Annotated in this window: 18 protein-coding genes; 9 read left to right on the forward strand and 9 right to left on the reverse strand. The window is 71.4% G+C overall.

Annotated features, from left to right (window positions below):
- Positions 1-72: 72 nt before the first annotated feature.
- Positions 73-1,149: an anthranilate phosphoribosyltransferase gene (gene trpD, locus ACFP3U_RS03805; RefSeq protein WP_380223687.1), complete on the reverse strand. Its 1,077-nt coding sequence runs from the start codon at positions 1,147-1,149 to the stop codon at positions 73-75.
- A gap of 192 nt (positions 1,150-1,341) precedes the next feature.
- Positions 1,342-1,767, reverse strand: a complete 426-nt coding sequence (locus ACFP3U_RS03810; RefSeq protein ID WP_380223688.1) for a hypothetical protein — start codon at positions 1,765-1,767, stop codon at positions 1,342-1,344.
- A gap of 394 nt (positions 1,768-2,161) precedes the next feature.
- On the opposite strand from ACFP3U_RS03810, the gene ctaE reads away from it, so the two are divergent.
- The 5 genes from ctaE (at position 2,162) to ACFP3U_RS03835 (ending at position 7,033) form a co-directional block, all read left to right on the forward strand.
- Positions 2,162-2,782: an aa3-type cytochrome oxidase subunit III gene (ctaE, locus tag ACFP3U_RS03815; RefSeq protein WP_030301107.1), complete on the forward strand. Its 621-nt coding sequence runs from the start codon at positions 2,162-2,164 to the stop codon at positions 2,780-2,782.
- Between the two features lie 187 nt (positions 2,783-2,969).
- Positions 2,970-3,779 (forward strand): cytochrome bc1 complex diheme cytochrome c subunit, encoded by an 810-nt coding sequence (gene qcrC, locus ACFP3U_RS03820; protein ID WP_380223690.1) that lies wholly within the window; start codon positions 2,970-2,972, stop codon positions 3,777-3,779.
- An 8-nt stretch (positions 3,780-3,787) separates the two neighbouring features.
- A complete protein-coding gene (qcrA, locus tag ACFP3U_RS03825; RefSeq protein WP_380223691.1) occupies positions 3,788-4,846 on the forward strand; it encodes a cytochrome bc1 complex Rieske iron-sulfur subunit in 1,059 nt (352 codons plus the stop codon).
- Positions 4,843-6,504 (forward strand): cytochrome bc1 complex cytochrome b subunit, encoded by a 1,662-nt coding sequence (gene qcrB, locus ACFP3U_RS03830; RefSeq protein ID WP_380223692.1) that lies wholly within the window; start codon positions 4,843-4,845, stop codon positions 6,502-6,504. The genes qcrA and qcrB overlap by 4 nt, the downstream gene beginning before the upstream one ends.
- A gap of 145 nt (positions 6,505-6,649) precedes the next feature.
- Complete coding sequence (locus ACFP3U_RS03835) at positions 6,650-7,033, forward strand: GntR family transcriptional regulator (RefSeq protein ID WP_380223693.1); 384 nt, start codon at positions 6,650-6,652, stop codon at positions 7,031-7,033.
- Between the two features lie 29 nt (positions 7,034-7,062).
- Here the strand turns inward: ACFP3U_RS03835 and ACFP3U_RS03840 are convergent, their stop codons facing one another.
- The 4 genes from ACFP3U_RS03840 to ctaC form a co-directional block, all read right to left on the reverse strand.
- Positions 7,063-8,325 carry a L,D-transpeptidase gene (locus ACFP3U_RS03840; RefSeq protein ID WP_380223694.1) on the reverse strand — a complete coding sequence of 421 codons (1,263 nt, stop codon included), beginning with the start codon at positions 8,323-8,325 and terminating at the stop codon, positions 7,063-7,065.
- Between the two features lie 171 nt (positions 8,326-8,496).
- On the reverse strand, positions 8,497-8,913 hold the full coding sequence (locus tag ACFP3U_RS03845) for a cytochrome c oxidase subunit 4 (protein WP_380223695.1): 417 nt from the start codon (positions 8,911-8,913) through the stop codon (positions 8,497-8,499).
- Positions 8,913-10,688, reverse strand: a complete 1,776-nt coding sequence (gene ctaD / locus ACFP3U_RS03850) for an aa3-type cytochrome oxidase subunit I (protein WP_380223696.1) — start codon at positions 10,686-10,688, stop codon at positions 8,913-8,915. Before ctaD ends, ACFP3U_RS03845 begins: the two co-directional genes overlap by 1 nt.
- Positions 10,685-11,539 (reverse strand): aa3-type cytochrome oxidase subunit II, encoded by an 855-nt coding sequence (gene ctaC, locus ACFP3U_RS03855; RefSeq protein WP_380223697.1) that lies wholly within the window; start codon positions 11,537-11,539, stop codon positions 10,685-10,687. The genes ctaD and ctaC overlap by 4 nt, the downstream gene beginning before the upstream one ends.
- Positions 11,540-11,903: 364 nt before the next feature.
- Between ctaC and ACFP3U_RS03860 the strand changes: the two genes are divergently transcribed.
- A complete protein-coding gene (locus ACFP3U_RS03860) occupies positions 11,904-13,319 on the forward strand; it encodes a cysteine desulfurase/sulfurtransferase TusA family protein (RefSeq protein WP_380223698.1) in 1,416 nt (471 codons plus the stop codon).
- On the opposite strand, the gene ACFP3U_RS03865 is transcribed toward ACFP3U_RS03860, so the two are convergent.
- Positions 13,312-14,289, reverse strand: a complete 978-nt coding sequence (locus ACFP3U_RS03865) for a carbohydrate kinase family protein (protein WP_380223699.1) — start codon at positions 14,287-14,289, stop codon at positions 13,312-13,314. The genes ACFP3U_RS03860 and ACFP3U_RS03865 overlap by 8 nt on opposite strands.
- Positions 14,290-14,554: 265 nt before the next feature.
- Between ACFP3U_RS03865 and ACFP3U_RS03870 the strand changes: the two genes are divergently transcribed.
- Both ACFP3U_RS03870 and ACFP3U_RS03875 read left to right on the forward strand, forming a co-directional pair.
- Positions 14,555-14,773 carry a hypothetical protein gene (locus ACFP3U_RS03870; RefSeq protein WP_380223700.1) on the forward strand — a complete coding sequence of 73 codons (219 nt, stop codon included), beginning with the start codon at positions 14,555-14,557 and terminating at the stop codon, positions 14,771-14,773.
- A gap of 141 nt (positions 14,774-14,914) precedes the next feature.
- Entirely contained in the window at positions 14,915-15,655 is a 741-nt protein-coding gene (locus tag ACFP3U_RS03875; protein WP_380223701.1) for a hypothetical protein, read from the forward strand.
- Positions 15,656-15,748: 93 nt separating this feature from the next.
- Here ACFP3U_RS03875 and ACFP3U_RS03880 read toward each other — a convergent pair whose 3' ends face one another.
- The gene (locus tag ACFP3U_RS03880) at positions 15,749-16,102 is read right to left on the reverse strand and encodes a HesB/IscA family protein (RefSeq protein WP_380223702.1); all 354 of its coding nucleotides are present in this window, start codon (positions 16,100-16,102) and stop codon (positions 15,749-15,751) included.
- 247 nt (positions 16,103-16,349) lie between these two features.
- Here ACFP3U_RS03880 and ACFP3U_RS03885 point away from each other — a divergent pair, with 247 nt between their 5' ends.
- A complete protein-coding gene (locus ACFP3U_RS03885; RefSeq protein WP_380223703.1) occupies positions 16,350-17,222 on the forward strand; it encodes a GNAT family N-acetyltransferase in 873 nt (290 codons plus the stop codon).
- A 65-nt stretch (positions 17,223-17,287) separates the two neighbouring features.
- On the opposite strand, the gene ACFP3U_RS03890 is transcribed toward ACFP3U_RS03885, so the two are convergent.
- On the reverse strand, positions 17,288-18,655 hold the full coding sequence (locus ACFP3U_RS03890; protein WP_380223704.1) for a pyridoxal phosphate-dependent decarboxylase family protein: 1,368 nt from the start codon (positions 18,653-18,655) through the stop codon (positions 17,288-17,290).
- Between the last annotated feature and the right edge of the window lie 299 nt (positions 18,656-18,954).

Here is an 18,954-nt window from a genome sequence, read left to right on the forward strand (position 1 = left end):
AACAGGAGTCCACATCCCGGACACGCGCAGGGGCCCACCGGGCGAACTCCCGATGGGCCCCCAACCGCCGTGTCACACCCGGGCGGTGGCCTCCGACCAGTGCTTCAGCAGGTCCGCCGCGGCACCCGAGTCGACGGCCTCGGCGGTACGCCGCATGGCCGCCCCGAGCTGCTCCGCGAGCGGGGCGCCGGTCAGGTCGAGCGCCACCAGCGCCGCCGCCGAGTTCAGCAGCACCGCGTCGCGGACCGGGCCGTGCTCCCCGGCGAGCATCCGGCGCGCGACCTCCGCGTTGTAGGCCGGGTCGCCGCCGCGCAGCGCCTCGATGCCGACCGGCTGGATGCCGACCTCGCGCGGGTCGAAGCTGGTCTCGGTGACGGCGCCGTCGCGGACGACCCACACCCGCGAGGTGGTGGTGATGGTCAGCTCGTCCAGCCCGTCGTCGCCCCGGAAGACCAGGGCGGTGGCGCCGCGCCGGGCGAGCACGCCGGCGATCAGGGCCGCCAGGCGGGTGTCGAAGCAGCCGATCGCGTGCGCCGTCACCCGGGCCGGGTTGGTGAGCGGCCCGAGGATGTTGAAGGCGGTGGGCACCCCGAGGTCGCGCCGGGCCGGCGCGGCGTGCCGCATCGACGGGTGGAAGGTGGCCGCGAAGCAGAAGGTGAGCCCGACCTCCTCGGCGACCTCGGCGACCCGGCGCGGCCGGAGGTCCAGCCTGATGCCCAGCTTCTCCAGCACGTCCGAGGAGCCGCTGGCCGAGGAGGCGGCCCGGTTGCCGTGCTTGACGACCTTGGCGCCGGCCGCGGCCGCGACGATCGCCGACATGGTGGAGATGTTGACGGTCTTGGCCCGGTCGCCGCCGGTGCCGACGATGTCCACGGCCGGACCGGGGATGTCCAGCGGCTCGGCGTGCGCGTACATCGAGTCGACCAGGCCGGAGATCTCGTCGACCGTCTCGCCCTTGGCCCGCAGCGCCACCATGAAGCCGGCGACCTGGACCGGGGAGGCCTCGCCGCTCATGATCCGGTCCATCGCCCACGCGGTGGCCGCGCGGTCGAGGTCCTCCCCCCGCAGCAGAGCCGACAGGATGTCCGGCCAGGAGCGGACCACCTGCGCGGGGTCGTTGCCGCCGTTCGCAGGGTGCACGTTCACCATGGCTGACTCCAGCTCTCGCTCCCCGGACACGGGGAAGGACGTAGGGACGGAGTCAGCCTATCGAGCGGCGGGGTGCCGGGGCTCCGCCGTTCACCCTTCTTCTCTTGTACTGAGACGCCGGGTGAGACACGGGGGCGGGGCACCGGCCCGCGCCACCGGAGCCGGGGCCCGGGCCGGACGGCTGCCGGGTGGCTACCGGGCGACGGGCGCCCGCTTGGCCAGCCGGGAGCGCAGCAGCGCGGCGGCGGCCTCGGCCAGCGCCACCGGGTCCACCGGCCGGGAGATCGCCGCGTCGGCCCGGCTCCAGGCGGCCAGCCAGGAGTCCTGCGGCCGGCCGATCAGCACCAGCACCGGCGGGCACCCGTAGATCTCGTCCTTCAGCTGCCGCGCGAGCCCGAGTCCGCCGGCCGGCACCGCCTCGCCGTCCAGGACGCAGAGGTCGACCCCGCCCTTCTCCAGCGCCTTGAGCACCGCGGGGGTGGTCGCGCACTCCAGGTAGGCCAGCTCCGGCAGGTCCGCCGCGGGCCGCCGACCGAGCGCGGTCAGCACCTGCTCGCGGGTGGTGCGGTCGTGGCTGTAGACGAGAACGGTCAGCGTCTCGTCGGTCGTGTACGCCATGGGCCCTGCTCCCTCAGTGTGATCCGGACCACGTTCGCCTCACCCCGGATGCTACTCCCGATCACCGGTGGCAGAGCCCTTCCCGCCGCGATCTCTTCCCGAGCCGCGCCGCCGACGGCTGGTCCGGGCGGAGCACGGCGCGTCACCCCCGGCCGCACAGACCACCCGTACGGCTGACGGGTGGGCTCTCCCCTTACTACCGACGGCACCCCGGAGCACCCCTCGACACGCCGGACGGGGCCGTAAGGGGCCGTCGAGGAACCGTCAGAAAAGGGACACGCCGCTGCTCAACGACGGTCCGGACGCCCCGTCGGGTGCCAGGGGGGCATACCGCACGCACCGGACACTCCGAGGGAGACCCCCCGACGTGAAGACGGAATAAGGGACCGACATAATGTCCGTCGTGGCGACAGCAACAGCAGTAGAAACCGGGCACGCGCACGGATCGGTCAACCGGCCGAACATGGTCAGCGTCGGAACGATCGTCTGGCTCAGTTCCGAGTTGATGTTCTTCGCGGCCCTCTTCGCGATGTACTTCACGCTCCGCTCCGTCAAGGGGCCGGAGTTCTGGACCGAGAAGGCGCACGCCCTCAACGTGCCCTTCTCCTCGGTCAACACCACGATCCTGGTGCTCTCCTCGCTCACCTGCCAGCTCGGCGTCTTCGCCGCCGAGCGCGGGGACGTGAAGAAGCTCCGCTCGTGGTTCGTCATCACCTTCGTGATGGGCGCGATCTTCATCGGCGGCCAGATCTTCGAGTACACCGAGCTGGTCAAGAAGGACGGCCTCTCGCTGTCCTCCGACCCGTACGGCACGGTGTTCTACCTGACCACCGGCTTCCACGGTCTGCACGTGACGGGTGGTCTGATCGCCTTCCTGCTCGTCCTGGGACGGACCTACGCAGCCAAGCGCTTCACTCACGAGCAGGCCACCGCCGCGATCGTGGTGTCGTACTACTGGCACTTCGTCGACGTCGTGTGGATCGGCCTGTTCGCGACCATCTACCTGATCAAGTAACCAGCTGATCAGGTCGCTGGCCACCGGCCTCGGGTCCCGCCCTCACCGGCGACGGCCCGATTTCGCCGGTGGCGACGCTCCCACCGACCGACCGCGCGCGCAGCCCTAGACAGGCAGCCTCGTGCCGGCCAGACCGGCCGCCGGGTGCACCCACCAGTCGACCAGATCCTGACACCGGGGTTATTCCGTGAAAAAGCTCTCCGCACGACGGCGCCACCCACTGGCGGCGCTGGTCGTCCTACTTCTCGCCCTGGCGGCAACCGGGGGGCTGTACGCCGCGTTCGCGCCCGCCGACAAGGCGCAGGCCGACGTCGCCGCGCAGTCGCTCGCGATCGATGAGGGCAAGAAGCTCTTCGCCGTGGGCTGCTCCTCCTGCCACGGCCTGAACGGGCAGGGCGGCTCCGACGGCCCGAGCCTGGTCGGCGTCGGCTCCGCCGCGGTCGACTTCCAGGTGGGCACCGGCCGCATGCCGGCCCAGCAGCCCGGCGCCCAGGTGCCGCGCAAGAAGAACATCTACTCGCAGGCGGAGATCGACCAGCTCGCCGCCTTCGTCGCTTCGCTCGGCCCCGGTCCGGTGACGCCGACCGAGGAGCAGTACACCTCGACCAACCCCGACGACCTGTCCAAGGGTGGCGAGCTGTTCCGCACCAACTGCGCCCAGTGCCACAACTTCGCCGGCCAGGGCGGTGCCCTGACCCAGGGCAAGTACGCCCCGTCGCTGGAGGGCGTGGACGCCAAGCACATCTACGAGGCCATGCAGACCGGCCCGCAGAACATGCCGTCCTTCCCGGAAGGCACCATGCCCGAGGAGCAGAAGAAGCAGATCGTGGCCTTCGTCCGCCACACCACCAACGATGAGCCCAACCCCGGCGGTCTCACGCTCGGCAGCCTCGGTCCGGTGACCGAGGGTCTGTTCGGCTGGATCTTCGGTCTCGGCGCGCTCATCGCGGTCGCGATCTGGGTCGCCGCCCACACCACCAAGGCCAAGAAGTCATGAGCCAGGACATGTCAGAAGAGAAGCTCCCGGAGTCCCACGGCTCCGCCGGGCACCACGAGGTGGCTGCCCACGGCGATCCGTTCGCCGACCCTGGCCTGCCGGCCCACGAGCCGCGCCGCACCGACATCGACGAGCGGGCCGCCAAGCGGGCCGAGCGCCAGGTGTCGCTGATGTTCGTCGTCTCGATGATCGCCACCATCGGCTTCATCGCCTCGTACGTGGCCATCGACCCGGACAAGATCGTCTACATCTGGCCGCTGGGCCACGTCAGCGCGCTGAACTTCGCGCTCGGCATGACCCTGGGCGTGGCGCTCTTCCTCATCGGCGCGGGCGCGGTCCACTGGGCCCGCACGCTGATGTCGGACCACGAGATCCCGGCCGAGCGTCACCCGATCGAGGCCGACGACGAGGTCCGCGCGGACGTCATCGAGCAGTTCCGGACCGGTGCCGCGGAGTCCGGCTTCGGCCGCCGCAAGATGATCCGCAACACCCTCATCGGTTCGATGGCGCTGGTTCCGCTGTCCGGCGTGGTCCTGCTGCGCGACCTGGGCCCGCTGCCCGAGGACAAGCTGGAGCACACCGGCTGGGAGGAGGCCACCGAGGCCAAGCCCCTGCAGCTCATCAACATGAACACCAACCTGCCGATGAAGGCCGAGGACATCGTCGCGGGGTCGCTGACCTTCGCGATGCCCGAGGGCCTGCACACCCACGACGAGGACTTCCAGCAGCGCATCGCCAAGGACGCCCTCATGCTGGTGCGCATCGCGCCGGAGAACATCAAGGACGACAAGTCCAAGGAGAAGGGCTTCGAGGGCATCCTCGCCTACTCCAAGATCTGCACCCACGTCGGCTGCCCGATCAGCCTGTACGAGCAGCAGACCCACCACGCGCTCTGCCCCTGCCACCAGTCGACCTTCGACCTGGCGGACGGCGCGCGCGTGATCTTCGGCCCGGCCGGTCACCCGCTGCCGCAGCTGAAGATCACCACTGACGAGAAGGGCTTCCTGGTCGCCCACGGCGACTTCGACGAGCCCGTCGGCCCGAGCTACTGGGAGCGTGCTCGATGAGCCGTGCGAGCAGCACCACCTCCGGTGCCGCCAAGCCCGCCAGCACGCGCGCCAAGCCCGCGAACAAGTGGGAGCAGGCGGCGGACTGGACGGACGGTCGGCTGGGGATCTACTCCCTCGCCAAGACCAACCTGCGCAAGATCTTCCCGGACCACTGGTCCTTCATGCTGGGCGAGATCTGCCTCTACACCTTCATCATCATCATCCTGACCGGCGTCTACCTGACGCTGTTCTTCAAGCCCTCGATGGGCGAGGTCATCTACGACGGCTCGTACGTGCCGCTCAAGGGCATCCCGATGTCCGAGGCCTACGCGTCGACGGTCGACATCAGCTTCGAGGTGCGCGGCGGTCTGCTGGTCCGCCAGATCCACCACTGGGCCGCCCTGGTCTTCGTGGCCGCGATGCTCGTGCACATGATGCGCGTGTTCTTCACCGGCGCGTTCCGCAAGCCGCGTGAGATCAACTGGGTCTTCGGCTTCCTGCTGCTGGTCCTCGGCATGTTCGACGGCTTCTTCGGCTACTCGCTGCCCGACGACCTGCTCTCCGGTACCGGTATCCGGTTCATGGAGGGCGTCATCCTGGCGACCCCGCTGATCGGCACCTACGTCCAGATGTTCCTGTTCGGGGGCGAGTTCCCCGGCCACGACATCGTGCCGCGGTTCTTCACCATCCACGTCCTGCTGATCCCGGGCATCATGCTCGGCCTGCTGGTCGCGCACCTGATCCTGGTCTTCTACCACAAGCACACCCAGTGGGCGGGCCCGGGCAAGACCGAGAAGAACGTCGTCGGCATGCCGCTGATGCCGGTCTACATGGCCAAGGCCGGTGGCTTCTTCTTCCTGGTGTTCGGTCTGATCGCGGCCATCTCGGCGATCGCCTCGATCAACCCGATCTGGGCGTACGGCCCGTACCGCCCCGACCAGGTGTCCACGGACGCCCAGCCGGACTGGTACATGGGCTTCTCCGAGGGCCTGATCCGCATCATGCCGGGTTGGGAGATCGGCCTCTGGGGCCACACCCTGAACCTGGGTGTCGTCATCCCGCTGATGGTGCTCTTCCCGCTGATCCTGGTCGCGATCGCCGTCTACCCGTTCATCGAGGGCTGGATCACCGGCGACAAGCGCGAGCACCACATCCTGGACCGCCCGCGCAACGCCCCGGTCCGCACCGGGCTGGGTGCCGCCTGGATCAGCCTCTACCTGATCCTGCTGGCGGCCGGTGGCAACGACCTGTTCGCCACCCACCTGCACCTGTCGCTCAACGCCATCACGTACTTCGTGCGGGTCGGCATGTTCGTCGTGCCGGTCGCGGTCTTCATCATCACCAAGCGCTGGTGCCTCGGCCTCCAGCGCCGTGACAAGGAGAAGGTGCTGCACGGTCGCGAGACCGGCGTCATCAAGCGCCTGCCGCACGGCGAGTTCATCGAGGTGCACGCCCAGCTGCCGCAGAAGGACCTGCACAAGCTCACCGCGCACGAGCAGGTGGAGCCGTTCGAGCTGCCGGCCGCGACGGACGAGAACGGCGTGGCCCGCAAGGCCAACGTCATCGACCGCACCCGGGCCAAGCTCTCCCGCGGCCTCTACGGCGAGGGCAGCCAGATCCCCAAGCCGACCGCCGAGGAGCACCACGAGATCACCAGCGGCCACGGCCACCACTGATCCCGTACGCACCCCGCGTCGCACCCCGAGGGCCGCTGACCAGAGTTCTTCTGGTCGGCGGCCCTCGGGCTTTCCCGTCTCCGGGGGCCGCCCGTCCGGCACCGTGCCGCACTCCCCCGCCCCCATCGAACGTCAGGAGCCCACCGTGCAGCTGTCCGTCGACCCGGCCTCCGGCACTCCCCCGTACGAGCAGATCCGCGCCCTGATCGCCGAACAGGCCCGCACTGGCGAGCTGGCGACCGGGACCAGGCTGCCCACCGTCCGCGCGCTGGCCGAGCAGCTCGGGCTGGCGGCCGGGACGGTCGCCCGCGCCTACCGGGAGCTGGAGGCGGACGGGGTGGTGGAGACGCACGGCCGGCGCGGCACCCTGGTCGCCGCGGTCGGCGACTCCGCGCACCGGCTGGCCGCCGCGGCCGCCGCCGAGTACGCGGAGCGGGCCCGGCGGCTCGGGGTGCCGCTGGCGGACGCCCTGGGCGCCGTGGACAACGCGCTGCGGGTCGCCTACCGGGAGGACGCCGCGGCGGGCTAGGCGGGCCGTACAGCCTCGTGGCGGCCCGGTCAGAGCAGCGGGGCGATCATCCCGCTGGCGGGGGCCCGGGTGGCCGGCGTGGTGGTGCTGACGGGCTGCCCGAGGGCGCTGTGCTTGACCCAGTCGGTCCAGGTGATGTTCCAGTCGCCGAAGCCGTTGCCGAACGGCTCCATGGCCTTGCCCCGGCTGTTCACCACGGTCACCAGGTCCCCCACCCTGGTGTTCTGGTAGAACCAGTGGGCGTTCTCGGTGCTCATGCCGGTGCAGCCGTGGCTGACGTTCTCCACCCCCTGGGAGCCCACCGACCAGGGCGCCGCGTGCACGTACTCGCCGCTCCAGGTGACCCGGGTGGCCCACTCGACGTCGAGGTCGTAGGACTCGTCGCTGCCGGCCGCTATACCGATCGTCTCGCCGCTCATCCGGACCTTGCGCTCCTGGCCGAGCACCACCTTGACGCCGTTGCGGGTGTCGAAGCCGGGCTTGCCGGTGGTGACCGGGATCGTCCGGACCACCTGGCCCTCGCGCTTGAGGGTCAGCTCGTGGGTGCCCGCGTCCACCACCGACTCGACGCGCTCGCCGATCCGCAGGGCCAGGGCCGAGCGGTCGCCACCGTACAGGCCGTCGGAGACCCGGCTGCCGGTGGCCTCGAAGGCCAACGCGACGGTGGTGCCGGTGGGCCAGTACTCCTCGGGGCGGAAGTGCAGGTTCTTGTCGTCCACCCAGTACCAGGCGCCGGTGACGGCGGGCTGCGAGGTGACCGTCAGCGCGCGCTCCACCTCCTGCCGGGCCTGCGGGTCCTTGACCGCCTCGGAGAGCTGGACGGTGAGCGGCTGGCCCACGCCGTAGACGCCGCTGCCCGAGGAGTCCGGGCCGAGCTTGGCGGTCAGCAGCCGCTGGGCGGCCAGGGTGGCGAAGCCTGAGGTGGTCTCGCCGCGGCCGCCGTTGCCGTCCTCGGCGGCGATCCGCACGGTGTACGCGGTGGACGCCTTCAGCCGGCCGGTGGTCTGCCAGCTGCGCTGGTCCTCCGAGAGCCGCCCGGCGACGACCCGCCCGTCCGGGCCGACCACGGTGACGTCGGTCAGCCGGCTGCCCGGCTCGGCGGTGACGGTGACCGGCTGGGAGGGGTCCACCTTCTCGGTGGCGGAGAGGTGCACCAGGCCGGCGGCGTCGACCTTGCGAACGGCCTCCGCGACCTCCTCGCCGCCGCCGGAGGTGCAGCCGGCCACCGGGGCCAGTACGACGAGGGCCAGCGTGATGCCACCGAGACCCGCGATTCCGCGCCTGTCGGCCATGACCGCCTCCCAGGGATTCGCACGATTGGTCAGATCGTAGGAACGGCGTCCGGCTGAGCGACATCCGAACGGGGCGCCGTTGGGCCGGCGGGGTGAGGCCGTCACTCCGGGGACGCAACAGGGCCGGGCTTCCCGTGCGGGAAGCCCGGCCCTGTGGGAGAGAACCGGTTCCTACTGGTTCTGGTTCTCGCCCCGGTAGAACTCGAAGACCCAGCCGAAGAGGCCGATCAGGATCACCGGCAGCGACCAGAACAGCAGCCACCAGCCGAAGATCACACCGAGGAAGGCCAGCGCGCCACCGACGGCCAACGAGAGCGGCTGCCAGCTGTGCGGGGCGAAGAAGCCCAGCTCGCCGGAGTCGTCCGCGACCTCGGCCTCGGGGTTGTCACCCGCGCCGCTGTCCACCCGGCGGGCGGTGAAGGCGAGGTAGTACCCGATGAAGGCGCACAGCGCGAAGGCGAGGAACAGCGCGGTGGTACCGGCGGCCTCGATGCCGTGGTCGGAGTGGTTGGTCCACAGGCCGTAGGTGATCGCCATGGCCAGCACGAAGACCGCCAGGCCCAGGAAGATCTTTCCCTGTTCCCTCATCAGGCGTCGCCCTCCTTCTTGCCCTTGCCCAGCTTCGGGGCGTCGTACTTCGCCGGAGTCACACCCGCGAAGTGCTTGGCCGGCTCACCGTGGTACTCCAGGTAGTCCAGCGCGGCGATCTCCGGGTAGTGGAGGTCGAAGGCCGGGGATTCGGAGCGGATCCGGGGCAGGGTGAGGAAGTTGTGCCGCGGCGGCGGGCACGAGGTCGCCCACTCCAGCGAGCGGCCGTAGCCCCACGGGTCGTCGACCTCGACCTTCTCGCCGTACTTCGCCGTCTTCCAGACGTTGTACAGGAACGGCAGGATCGACAGGCCGAGCAGGAACGAACCGATGGTCGAGACGGTGTTCAGGGTGGTGAACCCGTCGGCGGCCAGGTAGTCCGCGTAGCGGCGGGGCATGCCCTCCGCGCCGAGCCAGTGCTGCACCAGGAAGGTGGTGTGGAAGCCGATGAACAGCGTCCAGAAGGTGACCTTGCCGAGGCGCTCGTCCAGCATCTTGCCGGTCATCTTCGGCCACCAGAAGTGGAAGCCGGCGAACATCGCGAAGACGACGGTGCCGAAGACCACGTAGTGGAAGTGGGCGACGACGAAGTACGAGTCCGAGACGTGGAAGTCGATCGGCGGGGAGGCCAGCAGGACACCGGTCAGACCACCGAAGAGGAAGGTGACCAGGAAGCCGACGGTCCAGAGCATCGGGGTCTCGAAGCTCAGCGAGCCCTTCCACATGGTGCCGACCCAGTTGAAGAACTTCACACCGGTCGGGACCGCGATCAGGAAGGTCATGAAGGAGAAGAACGGCAGCAGCACCTGCCCGGTGACGTACATGTGGTGGGCCCACACCGTCACGGACAGACCGGCGATCGCGATGGTGGCCGCGATCAGGCCGGAGTAGCCGAACATCGGCTTGCGGCTGAAGACCGGGATGACCTCCGACACGATGCCGAAGAACGGCAGCGCGATGATGTAGACCTCGGGGTGGCCGAAGAACCAGAACAGGTGCTGCCAGAGCAGCGCGCCGCCGTTGGCCGGGTCGAACACGTGGGCGCCGAACTTGCGGTCCGCCTCCAGGGCGAACAGCGCGGCGGCCAGCACCGGGAAGGCCAGCAGGACCAGCACCGCGGTCAGCAGGACGTTCCAGACGAAGATCGACATCCGGAACATCGTCATGCCGGGCGCGCGCATGCAGATGATCGTGGTGATGAAGTTGACCGCACCGAGGATCGTGCCGAAGCCGGAGAAGGCCAGACCCATGATCCACATGTCGGCGCCGATGCCCGGCGAGCGGACCGCGTCCGACAGCGGCGCGTAGGCGAACCAGCCGAAGTCGGCGGCGCCCTGCGGCGTGAGGAAGCCGGCGACGGCGATCAGCGAGCCGAACAGGTACAGCCAGTAGGCGAACATGTTCAGACGCGGGAAGGCGACGTCCGGCGCGCCGATCTGCAGCGGCATGATCCAGTTCGCGAAGCCCGCGAACAGCGGCGTCGCGAACATCAGCAGCATGACCGTGCCGTGCATCGTGAACGCCTGGTTGAACTGCTCGTTCGACAGGATCTGGGTCCCGGGACGAGCCAGCTCGGCGCGCATGACCAGCGCCAGGATGCCGCCGATCAGGAAGAAGGCGAACGACGTGCCCAGGTACAGCGTGCCGATCGTCTTGTGGTCAGTGGTGGTCAGCCACTTGATGATGGTGGAACCCGGCTTCCGGGTCCGCTGCGCCCCGACCGTGACGGCCCCGGCGCCCCCGCCGGCCGCGGCGGGCTCGTTGAGGATGGTCACTTCTCTTCACTTCCCATGGTCGTGATGCCGGAGGGCACCGCGCCGGTCTGACCCTTGGCCCGGAGGTCCTTCAGGTGCTGCTCGTACTCGGCACGGTCGACGACCTTCACGTTGAACAGCATGCGCGAGTGGTCGACGCCGCAGAGCTCGGCGCACTTGCCCATGTACTCACCCTTGACGGTCGGGGTGACCTCGAACTTGTTGACCACGCCCGGCACGACGTCCATCTTCATCATGAAGTTGATGGGCCAGAAGTCGTGGATCACGTCACGGGAGGTCAGCCGGAACTGCACCGACTCGTTGACCGGCAGGTACAGGGTGGGCGGCTCACCGGGAGTACCCACGTCGTACGCGGCCTGCTGGTTGGCCGGGTCGGGGTTCTCGGTGTTCTCGTAGTTGAACGCCCAACTCCACTGGAAGCCCACCACGTTGACGGTGTGCTGCGGCTTCTCGGAGACGGCGGTCAGCTTCGACTCGTCGCGGGCGACGAAGTAGAAGAGGACCGACACGATGATGATCGGGACCGCGGTGTAGAGCGCCTCGATGGGCACGTTGTACCGGGTCTGCGGGGGGACCTGCACACCGGTGCGGCTGCGCCGGTGGAAGATCACGCTCCAGATGATCAGACCCCACATCAGTACGCCGACCACCAGCGCCGCGATCCAGGAGCCCTGCCACATGTGGAGGACCATCGGCCCTTCCTTGGTGACAGGGCTCGGGAGGCCAAGCCTGGGGAGGTCGTTGGCCGAGCAGCCGGTGGCGGTCGCGATGACGAGGCCCAGTGCCAGCGCCTGAGGCAGCTTCCGCCGCATCGTGCGCCGCGGCGAGCGGTCGGAGCCGTTGGGACTCACGTAGCGCCTTCCCGAAGTCTCGCCCGCCTTCGCGTCGCCCCGGGGAGGCTTTCGCTCCCCGGCGACCCGTCCACGGGCACGGTTTGAATGCTTATGCGGGCCAAACCCTACTCCAGCCTTATGCGCTGCTGACGGGCAGGTCCCAGTAACGCGCCGCCCGGACACCCGATCAGGCCCGGTAGGGGCTGCGCCGCAGGTCATCCTAGGCATTCGGGGTCCGTACGCCCGATCGAGGGATGACTTCGGACAACGTGGTGACGCCCCGTCGGAGGCGGACGATCCGGACATTCGGGATGATCGACTGACGGAGGATGACCCGCCGGCGGAGCCCCGGACACGCCCGCCGGTGCCGTTAAATGTGACCGTGTACTTCGATGTGGCCTCCACCGCACCGCTCCACCCCGTCGCGCGGCAGGCGCTGACCGCCGCCCTGGACGAGGGCTGGGCCGACCCGGCCCGGCTCTACCGCTCCGGGCGCCAGGCCCGGATGCTGCTGGACGCCGCCCGGGAGACCGTGGCCGAGGTGCTCGGCTGCCGGGCCGACGAGATCGCCTTCACCGCCAGCGGGACCCAGGCCGTCCAACTCGGCGTGCTGGGCGCGCTGCACGGCAACCGGCGGCGCGGCGGGCACCTGGTGCACTCCGCCGTCGAGCACTCCAGCGTGCTGCACACCGCCGAGAAGCACCTCGCCACCGGCGGCGAGGTCACCGCGGTGCCGGTGGACCGGCACGGCCGGGTGGACCCGGCGGCCTTCGCCGCGGCGCTGCGGCCGGACACCGCGCTCGCCGTCCTGCAGTCCGCCAACCACGAGGTGGGCACCGTGCAGCCGGTCGCCGAGGTGGCCGCGCTCCGCGGGGAGGTACCGCTGCTGGTGGACGCCGCGCAGAGCGCCGGGCGGACGGACCTGCCGGCCGGCTGGTCGCTGCTCACCGCCAGCGCGCACAAGTGGGGCGGGCCGGCCGGGGTCGGGGTGCTCGCGGTGCGCAAGGGCGTCCGCTACCTCTCGCCGCTGCCCGCCGACGAGCGCGAGTCCGGCCGGGTGCCGGGGTACGTCAACGTGCCGGCGATCGTCGCGGCGGCGGCCTCGCTGCGCGCGGTGCGGGCCGAGGCGGAGCGGGAGAACGCCCGGCTGCGCGAGCTGGTCGAACGGATCCGGAGCCGGGTGCCGCGGCTGGTGCCCGAGGTGGAGGTGGTCGGCGACCCGGTGCGGCGACTGCCGCACCTGGTGACCTTCTCCTGTCTGTACGTGGACGGCGAGGTGCTGCTCGGCGAGCTGGACCGGGCCGGGTTCGCGGTCTCCTCCGGCTCCTCCTGCACCTCGTCCACGCTGACCCCGAGCCATGTGCTGGCGGCGATGGGCGTGCTCACCGAGGGGAACGTCCGGGTCTCGCTGCCGTTCGGCACCACCGAGGCGGACGTCGAGCGCTTCCTGGCCGTACTGCCGGAGGTGGTGGCCGGGGTCCGCGCCCCGCTCGGCCTGGACCTGGCGCCGCCGGCGGCCGGGGAGGCCTCGGAAGGCCCGCTGGACCCGCTGGTCCTGGACGCGCTGGTCCTGGACGCTTTGGGGAAGCGCTGCCCGCTGCCGGTGATCGAGCTGGCGAAGCGGATCGGCGAGGTGCCGGTGGGCGGGACGGTCGCCGTGCTGGCCGATGACGAGGCGGCCCGGCTGGACGTGCCGGCCTGGTGCGGGATGCGCGGCCAGGAGTACCTGGGCGAGGCCCCGGCCGCCGAGTACGGCGGCGACCGGGGCTCGGCCTACCTGGTGCGGCGGGTCAGTTGACCAGGCGCGCCCGGATGTCGGCGCCGGCCTCGTCGCCGTAGGCGCCGACGAAGCGCTGCAGGAAGTCGTGCGGGCGCAGCTCGTACTCCTGGGTGCCGACGGTCTCGATCACCAGGGTGGCGAGCATGCAGCCGAGCTGGGCGGCGCGCTCCAGCTCCAGCTCCCAGGAGAGGCCGGTCAGGAAGCCGGCGCGGAAGGCGTCGCCGACACCGGTCGGGTCGGCCTTGGTGGTCTCGGGGGCGCAGCCGACCAGGATCGGGGCCTCGCCCTTGCGCTCGATCCGGACGCCCTTGCTGCCGAGGGTGGTGATCCGGGTGCCGACCCGGGTGAGCAGTTCCTCCGCGTCCCAGCCGGTCTTGGACTCGATCAGCGCGGCCTCGTACTCGTTGGTGAAGAGGTACGCGGCGCCGTCGACGATCTGGCGGATGTCGTGGCCGTCGAGGCGGGCCAGCTGCTGGGACGGGTCGGCGGCGAAGGCGTAGCCGCGGGTGCGGCACTCCTGGGTGTGGCGGACCATCGCCTGCGGGTCGTCGGCGCCGATCAGCACCAGGTCGAGGCCGCCGACGCGGTCGGCGATCGGCTTGAGCTCGATGTTGCGGGCCTCGGCCATGGCACCGGTGTAGAACGAGGCGATCTGGTTGTGGTCCTCGTCCGTGGTGCACATGAAGCGCGCGGTGTGCCGGGTCTCGGAGATGTGGACGGACCGGCAGTCCACGTTGTTGCGCTCCAGCCAGCTGCGGTACTCGGCGAAGTCCGCGCCGGCCGCGCCCACCAGGACGGGGCGCAGGCCGAGGACACCCATGCCGAAGGCGATGTTCGGCGCGACGCCGCCGCGGCGGATGTCGAGGGTGTCGACCAGGAAGGACAGCGACACGGTGTGCAGCTGCTCGGCGACCAGCTGGTCGGCGAACCGGCCGGGGAAGGTCATCAGGTGGTCGGTCGCGATCGAGCCGGCGACGGCGATACGCACGGGGTCTCCTCAGGATGGCAGCGGGGCCATGGGACAGCGGGGGTGGAACCCACCCACGGTACCCGGCCGGGCCGGGGCCCCAGCAAGACGACGGGGTTGATACAGGCCGTCCGCTGTCACCCGGCGGACCCGATGGTGTACTACCACGGGGTAGCTCTGGTGGGCGCCGGACACCCGGCCTAGGGTCGCAGACAGGGGCTCTTCCCGGCCCCGCCCGCGACCGTGGCGGCGCTGCCACGGCAGGTGGATCGGAGTTGATGGCCCGATGATGCCCAGTCACCACCCGCTGCGGGTTCCCCCCGCCCTGCTCGGCGACGCCGACGGCGAGTCGCTGGACGCGCTGGTGGACTCCTCGCACCGGCTGCGGCGGTTCTGGCCGCTGCTGGCGACCGGCCCGCAGGACAGCACGCCGGCCGGCTCCGGGTTCCGCGTCCCCTCCCGGGCGCAGCGCGTGGTCGCGGCGATGCCCGAGTACGGGCCCTGAGCGGAGGTCCCTTCGGCCGGAAGGCCCGAGGGTCCCGGGATGCGGCGGGGGCGGGCGGGGAACCGGAATCGTCCGGGGCACGTCACATCCGCGCGGAGCGGCCGCCAAGGCGCACCGCTGAGCTCTCGGGAGGAAGTGCAGATGGATCTGGAGACCATGCCCCGGCGGACCGGCCGGGCGCGCGCGACGGCGCTGGCGGGCCTGGCGCTGGCGGTGGCGGCCGTCCTGGCCGGGTGCGACGACGGGAACAAGGCGGCCTCGGACGCGGCGACCTCCGGTGCGGAGCGGTCGGCGAGCGCGTCCGCCTCCCCCGGCGCGGCGACCGGCGGCACGGATCCGACCGCCACGACCGCGGCCCCGTCCGCGCCGGCTCCGGCGACCACGCCGCCGTCCGATCCGACGGCCACCACCCCGGACCCGCGGCCGGCGTCCCCCGGCCCGTCCACCGCCGCCCCGACTCCCGCGCTGACGCCGACCCCGGCGCCCACGCCCCCCGGTGCGGGCGGCAACGGCATCGCGGTGGGCGAGCCGGCGCCGAACGGCTCCGGGAACGGCTCGCCGGTGCACCCGGCGATCACCTACCGGGTCGACGGCAGCAAGTTGACGGTCTGGTTCTACGGCGGGGTCTGCCAGCGGTACGCGCTCAAGGCGGACGAGTCGAAGCCGGGCCGGGTGGACGTCCGGGTGACCACGGCGGCGCCGGTCCCGGCCGGGCAGGCCTGCGCCGAGCTGGCGAAGCGGCAGACGGTGACGGCCGACCTGAAGCAGCCGCTGCAGGGCCGGGCGGTGACCGACCTGGCGACCGGGCAGGCGGTGCCGCTGGAGGCGGACCCGAAGATCGGCCCCGACCCGGGCGGCCCGGAGATCTCCGGCACCCCCTGACCCTGGCGCGGACACCGCGCGGACACGACGAAGGCGGGCCCGGGGATTCCCCGGGGCCGCCTTCGCGTCGAACTCAGTCGGACTCAGCCGGACTTAGCTGAACGAGTCGCCGCAGGCGCAGGAGCCGGTGGCGTTCGGGTTGTCGATCGTGAAGCCCTGCTTCTCGATGGTGTCCACGAAGTCGACGGTGGCACCGCCCAGGTACGGGGCGCTCATCCGGTCGGTGACGACCTTCACACCGTCGAAGTCCTTGAGCACGTCGCCGTCGAGCGAACGCTCGTCGAAGAACAGCTGGTAACGCAGGCCCGAGCAGCCGCCCGGCTGAACGGCGACGCGCAGCGCGAGGTCGTCCCGGCCTTCCTGCTCCAGCAGGGCCTTGACCTTGCCCGCGGCGGCATCGGTGAGGAGGATGCCACTCTCGACAGTGGTCTCGTCCTGGACGGTCATCTGCTTTCTCCCGGTCTTGACGACGGTCTGCCGCCAGTGCCAACCGACGGCCGTCCGGATTCATTTCCCGGACGGCGAGGTGTTTTCGGCGGGTTCGTGGCGGCGACGTCGTTCCGTGGGCCGGGTGTGCACCCGTTCCCCATACGTCTCCCATGCTCGCACACCGGCGGACCTCGGTCATCGCACGATCGGACCGATCCGGGCGAACCGGCCCCGGCGCGCGGGCCGGGCGGCCAGGATGGTGGGCATGATCCTGCGCCCGGTCCAGGACACCGCCGCCGACGCGGAGGTCGTCCGGCACATCGCCCGCGCCGCGTTCGCCGCCCTCCCCGACGCCCCGCCGCCCGCCACCGAGCCGGCCGCGTCCTCCGTCTTCCAGCTGGCCCGCACCAGACACCTCACGCGCACCGACCCGCAGGGCTGCTGGCTGGCCGAGCTGGACGGTGAGCCGGTCGGCACGGTGCTCGCGCTGCGCCGCGAGGGCGTCTGGGTGCTGGCGCTGCTCGCGGTGCTGCCGCGGGCCCAGGGCAAGGGGGTGGGGCGGCTGCTGCTGGAGCGGGCCGTCGCGTACGGGCGCGGCTGTCTGCGCGGGATGCTGTGCGCCTCGCCGTCCCCGGCCGCCGTGCGCCGCTACCGGCTCGCCGGGTTCACGCTGCACCCGGCGATGCGGCTGACCGGGCGGGTGGACCGAGCCGGTCTGGTCGATCCGGGGGACCTCCCGGTGCACCCGGGCAACCCCACCCACCGGCACCTGCTGGACTCGGTGGACCGGCGGCTGCGCGGCGCCGCGCACGGCCCGGACCACGAGCTGCTGCTCGCCCACTGCGAGGAGCTGCTGGTCGCGGACACCCTGGCCGGCAGCGGCTACTGCTACCGGGAGGGCGGGGAGGTGCGGCTGCTGGCGGCCACCTCCAAGCGGATCGCCACCCGGCTGCTGCGCGAGGCGCTGGCCCGGGTGCCGGACGGGGTGGAGGCGCGGGTGGAGGCGCTGACCGCCGAGCAGGAGTGGGCGCTGGACGTCGGGCTGGAGGTGGGCCTGTCGGTGGAGACCCGGGGGTACCTGGGCCTGCGCGGGATGCGCCCGCCGGCGCCGTACGTGCCGGACGGCGGGCTGCTGTAGCACGATGGGAGAGCGCGCCGACCCCCGCCGGGCGGGCCCGGCGGGGGTCGGTTCGCGGACGCGCGTCACGCCATGGTGGCGAGGATCTCCCGGACCATCTCCATGGTGGTGCCCGGGTGCAGGAAGGCGAAGCGGGCGACGGTCTCGCCGTCCCAGCCGGTGGGGGTGACGAAGCCGATCTGGTCCGCGAGCAGCTGCTGCGACCAGCGGTAGTAGTCGTCGTTGGTCCAGCCCGTGCGCTTGAAGCAGACCGCGGAGAGCTGCGGGTCGAAGAGCAGCTCCAGGTGGTCGGTGTCACGGATCAGCTGCGCGGTGTCGCGGGCCAGCTGGAGGCCGGTCTCGATCGCGTCGGTGTACGCCTGGACGCCGTGCACGGCGAGCGAGAACCAGAGCGGCAGGCCGCGGGCGCGCCGGGTCAGGTGGTAGGCGTAGTCGGTGGGGTTCCACTCGTCGCCCTCGGTGTGCAGGACGTCCAGGTAGGAGGCGTCCTGGGTGTGCACGGCGCGGGCGAGCTGGGGGTTGCGGTAGATCAGCGCGGCGCAGTCGAACGGCGCGAACAGCCACTTGTGCGGGTCGACGACGAAGGAGTCGGCGTGCTCGATGCCGTTGTAGCGCTCCCGGACGGAGGGGGCGAACAGGCCCGCGCCGCCGTAGGCGCCGTCCACGTGGAACCAGAGCCCGCGCTCGCGGGCGACCTCGGACAGGCCCTGGAGGTCGTCGACGATGCCCTCGTTGGTGGTGCCGCCGGTGCCGACGACGGCGATCACCGTCTCCGGGTGGGGATCGGCGGCCAGGGCGGCGCGCAGCGCCTCACCGGTGAACCGGCGGTCGACGGTCGGGACCTTGAACGCCTCGACACCGATGATGTTGAAGGTGTTCTTGACCGAGGAGTGCACCTGGTCGGCGACCGCGATCCGCAGCCGGGCCTCCGTCCCGACGCCCAGCCGGCGGCGGGCGGTGTCACGGGCGACCACCAGCGCGGAGAGGTTGCCGGCCGACCCGCCGGAGACGAAGGTGCCGCCGGCCGAGGCGGGCATGCCCGCGCGGTCCGCTATCAGGCGCAGCACCTGGTTCTCGGCGGCGATCGCGCCGGCCGCCTCCAGCCAGGAGATGCCCTGGAGCGAGGCGCAGGAGACGACCATGTCGAAGAGCAGCGCGGCCTTGGTGGGGGCGCACGGGATGAAGGAGAGGTAGCGCGGGCTGTCGGCGGAGATCACCGCGCGGGAGAGCTCGTGGTCGTAGAGCTTGAGCACGTCGGCCGGGTCGTTGCCGTCCTGGTTGAGCAGGCCGGACAGCTGGGCGCGCAGGTGCTCGCCGTCACCGGGGTGGTCGAGCGGGACGGGGTCGTACTGCAGCCGCTCGCGCATGTAGTCGAAAACCAGGTCGACCAGGTCGCTGTCGGGCCGGTGCATGCGGTCGGGGGCTGCGGACACGGGTGTCCCTCTCGGCTGTGGGGGTCGGTGAGGGCCCGGTGGCACGGGGGTTGCCACCGTACGGCCGGACATGATCAGCCTAGGCAGCCACCCGCCTTCCCCGCGCGTCGGAACGCGGCTGGTCAGGCAGCTTTCGAGCGTCTTCGACGGGCCCCGCGCAGGATTCCTGCGCGGGGGCGGACTGGGCCGGACGGGGTGGTTCCGGGCGCTAGGGCCCGTCTTCAAACCCCCGTCGTCCGCCCGAAGGGCGGGCGGGGCGGCGTTGGGGTGCGTGCATCGGCGGCGCCGAGGAGGGAGTC

The organism is Kitasatospora misakiensis (genome assembly GCF_042656005.1).
GTDB classification, from domain to species: Bacteria; Actinomycetota; Actinomycetes; order Streptomycetales; family Streptomycetaceae; genus Kitasatospora; species Kitasatospora misakiensis.

Coding starts and splice junctions, on each gene's coding strand:
- trpD (WP_380223687.1), bottom strand. CDS start 1,149: ATGGTGAACGTGCACCCTGCGAACGGCGGCAACGACCCCGCGCAGGTG.
- ACFP3U_RS03810 (WP_380223688.1), bottom strand. CDS start 1,767: ATGGCGTACACGACCGACGAGACGCTGACCGTTCTCGTCTACAGCCAC.
- ctaE (WP_030301107.1), top strand. CDS start 2,162: ATGTCCGTCGTGGCGACAGCAACAGCAGTAGAAACCGGGCACGCGCAC.
- qcrA (WP_380223691.1), top strand. CDS start 3,788: ATGTCAGAAGAGAAGCTCCCGGAGTCCCACGGCTCCGCCGGGCACCAC.
- qcrB (WP_380223692.1), top strand. CDS start 4,843: ATGAGCCGTGCGAGCAGCACCACCTCCGGTGCCGCCAAGCCCGCCAGC.
- ACFP3U_RS03840 (WP_380223694.1), bottom strand. CDS start 8,325: ATGGCCGACAGGCGCGGAATCGCGGGTCTCGGTGGCATCACGCTGGCC.
- ACFP3U_RS03845 (WP_380223695.1), bottom strand. CDS start 8,913: ATGAGGGAACAGGGAAAGATCTTCCTGGGCCTGGCGGTCTTCGTGCTG.
- ACFP3U_RS03870 (WP_380223700.1), top strand. CDS start 14,555: ATGATGCCCAGTCACCACCCGCTGCGGGTTCCCCCCGCCCTGCTCGGC.
- ACFP3U_RS03875 (WP_380223701.1), top strand. CDS start 14,915: ATGGATCTGGAGACCATGCCCCGGCGGACCGGCCGGGCGCGCGCGACG.
- ACFP3U_RS03880 (WP_380223702.1), bottom strand. CDS start 16,102: ATGACCGTCCAGGACGAGACCACTGTCGAGAGTGGCATCCTCCTCACC.
- ACFP3U_RS03885 (WP_380223703.1), top strand. CDS start 16,350: ATGATCCTGCGCCCGGTCCAGGACACCGCCGCCGACGCGGAGGTCGTC.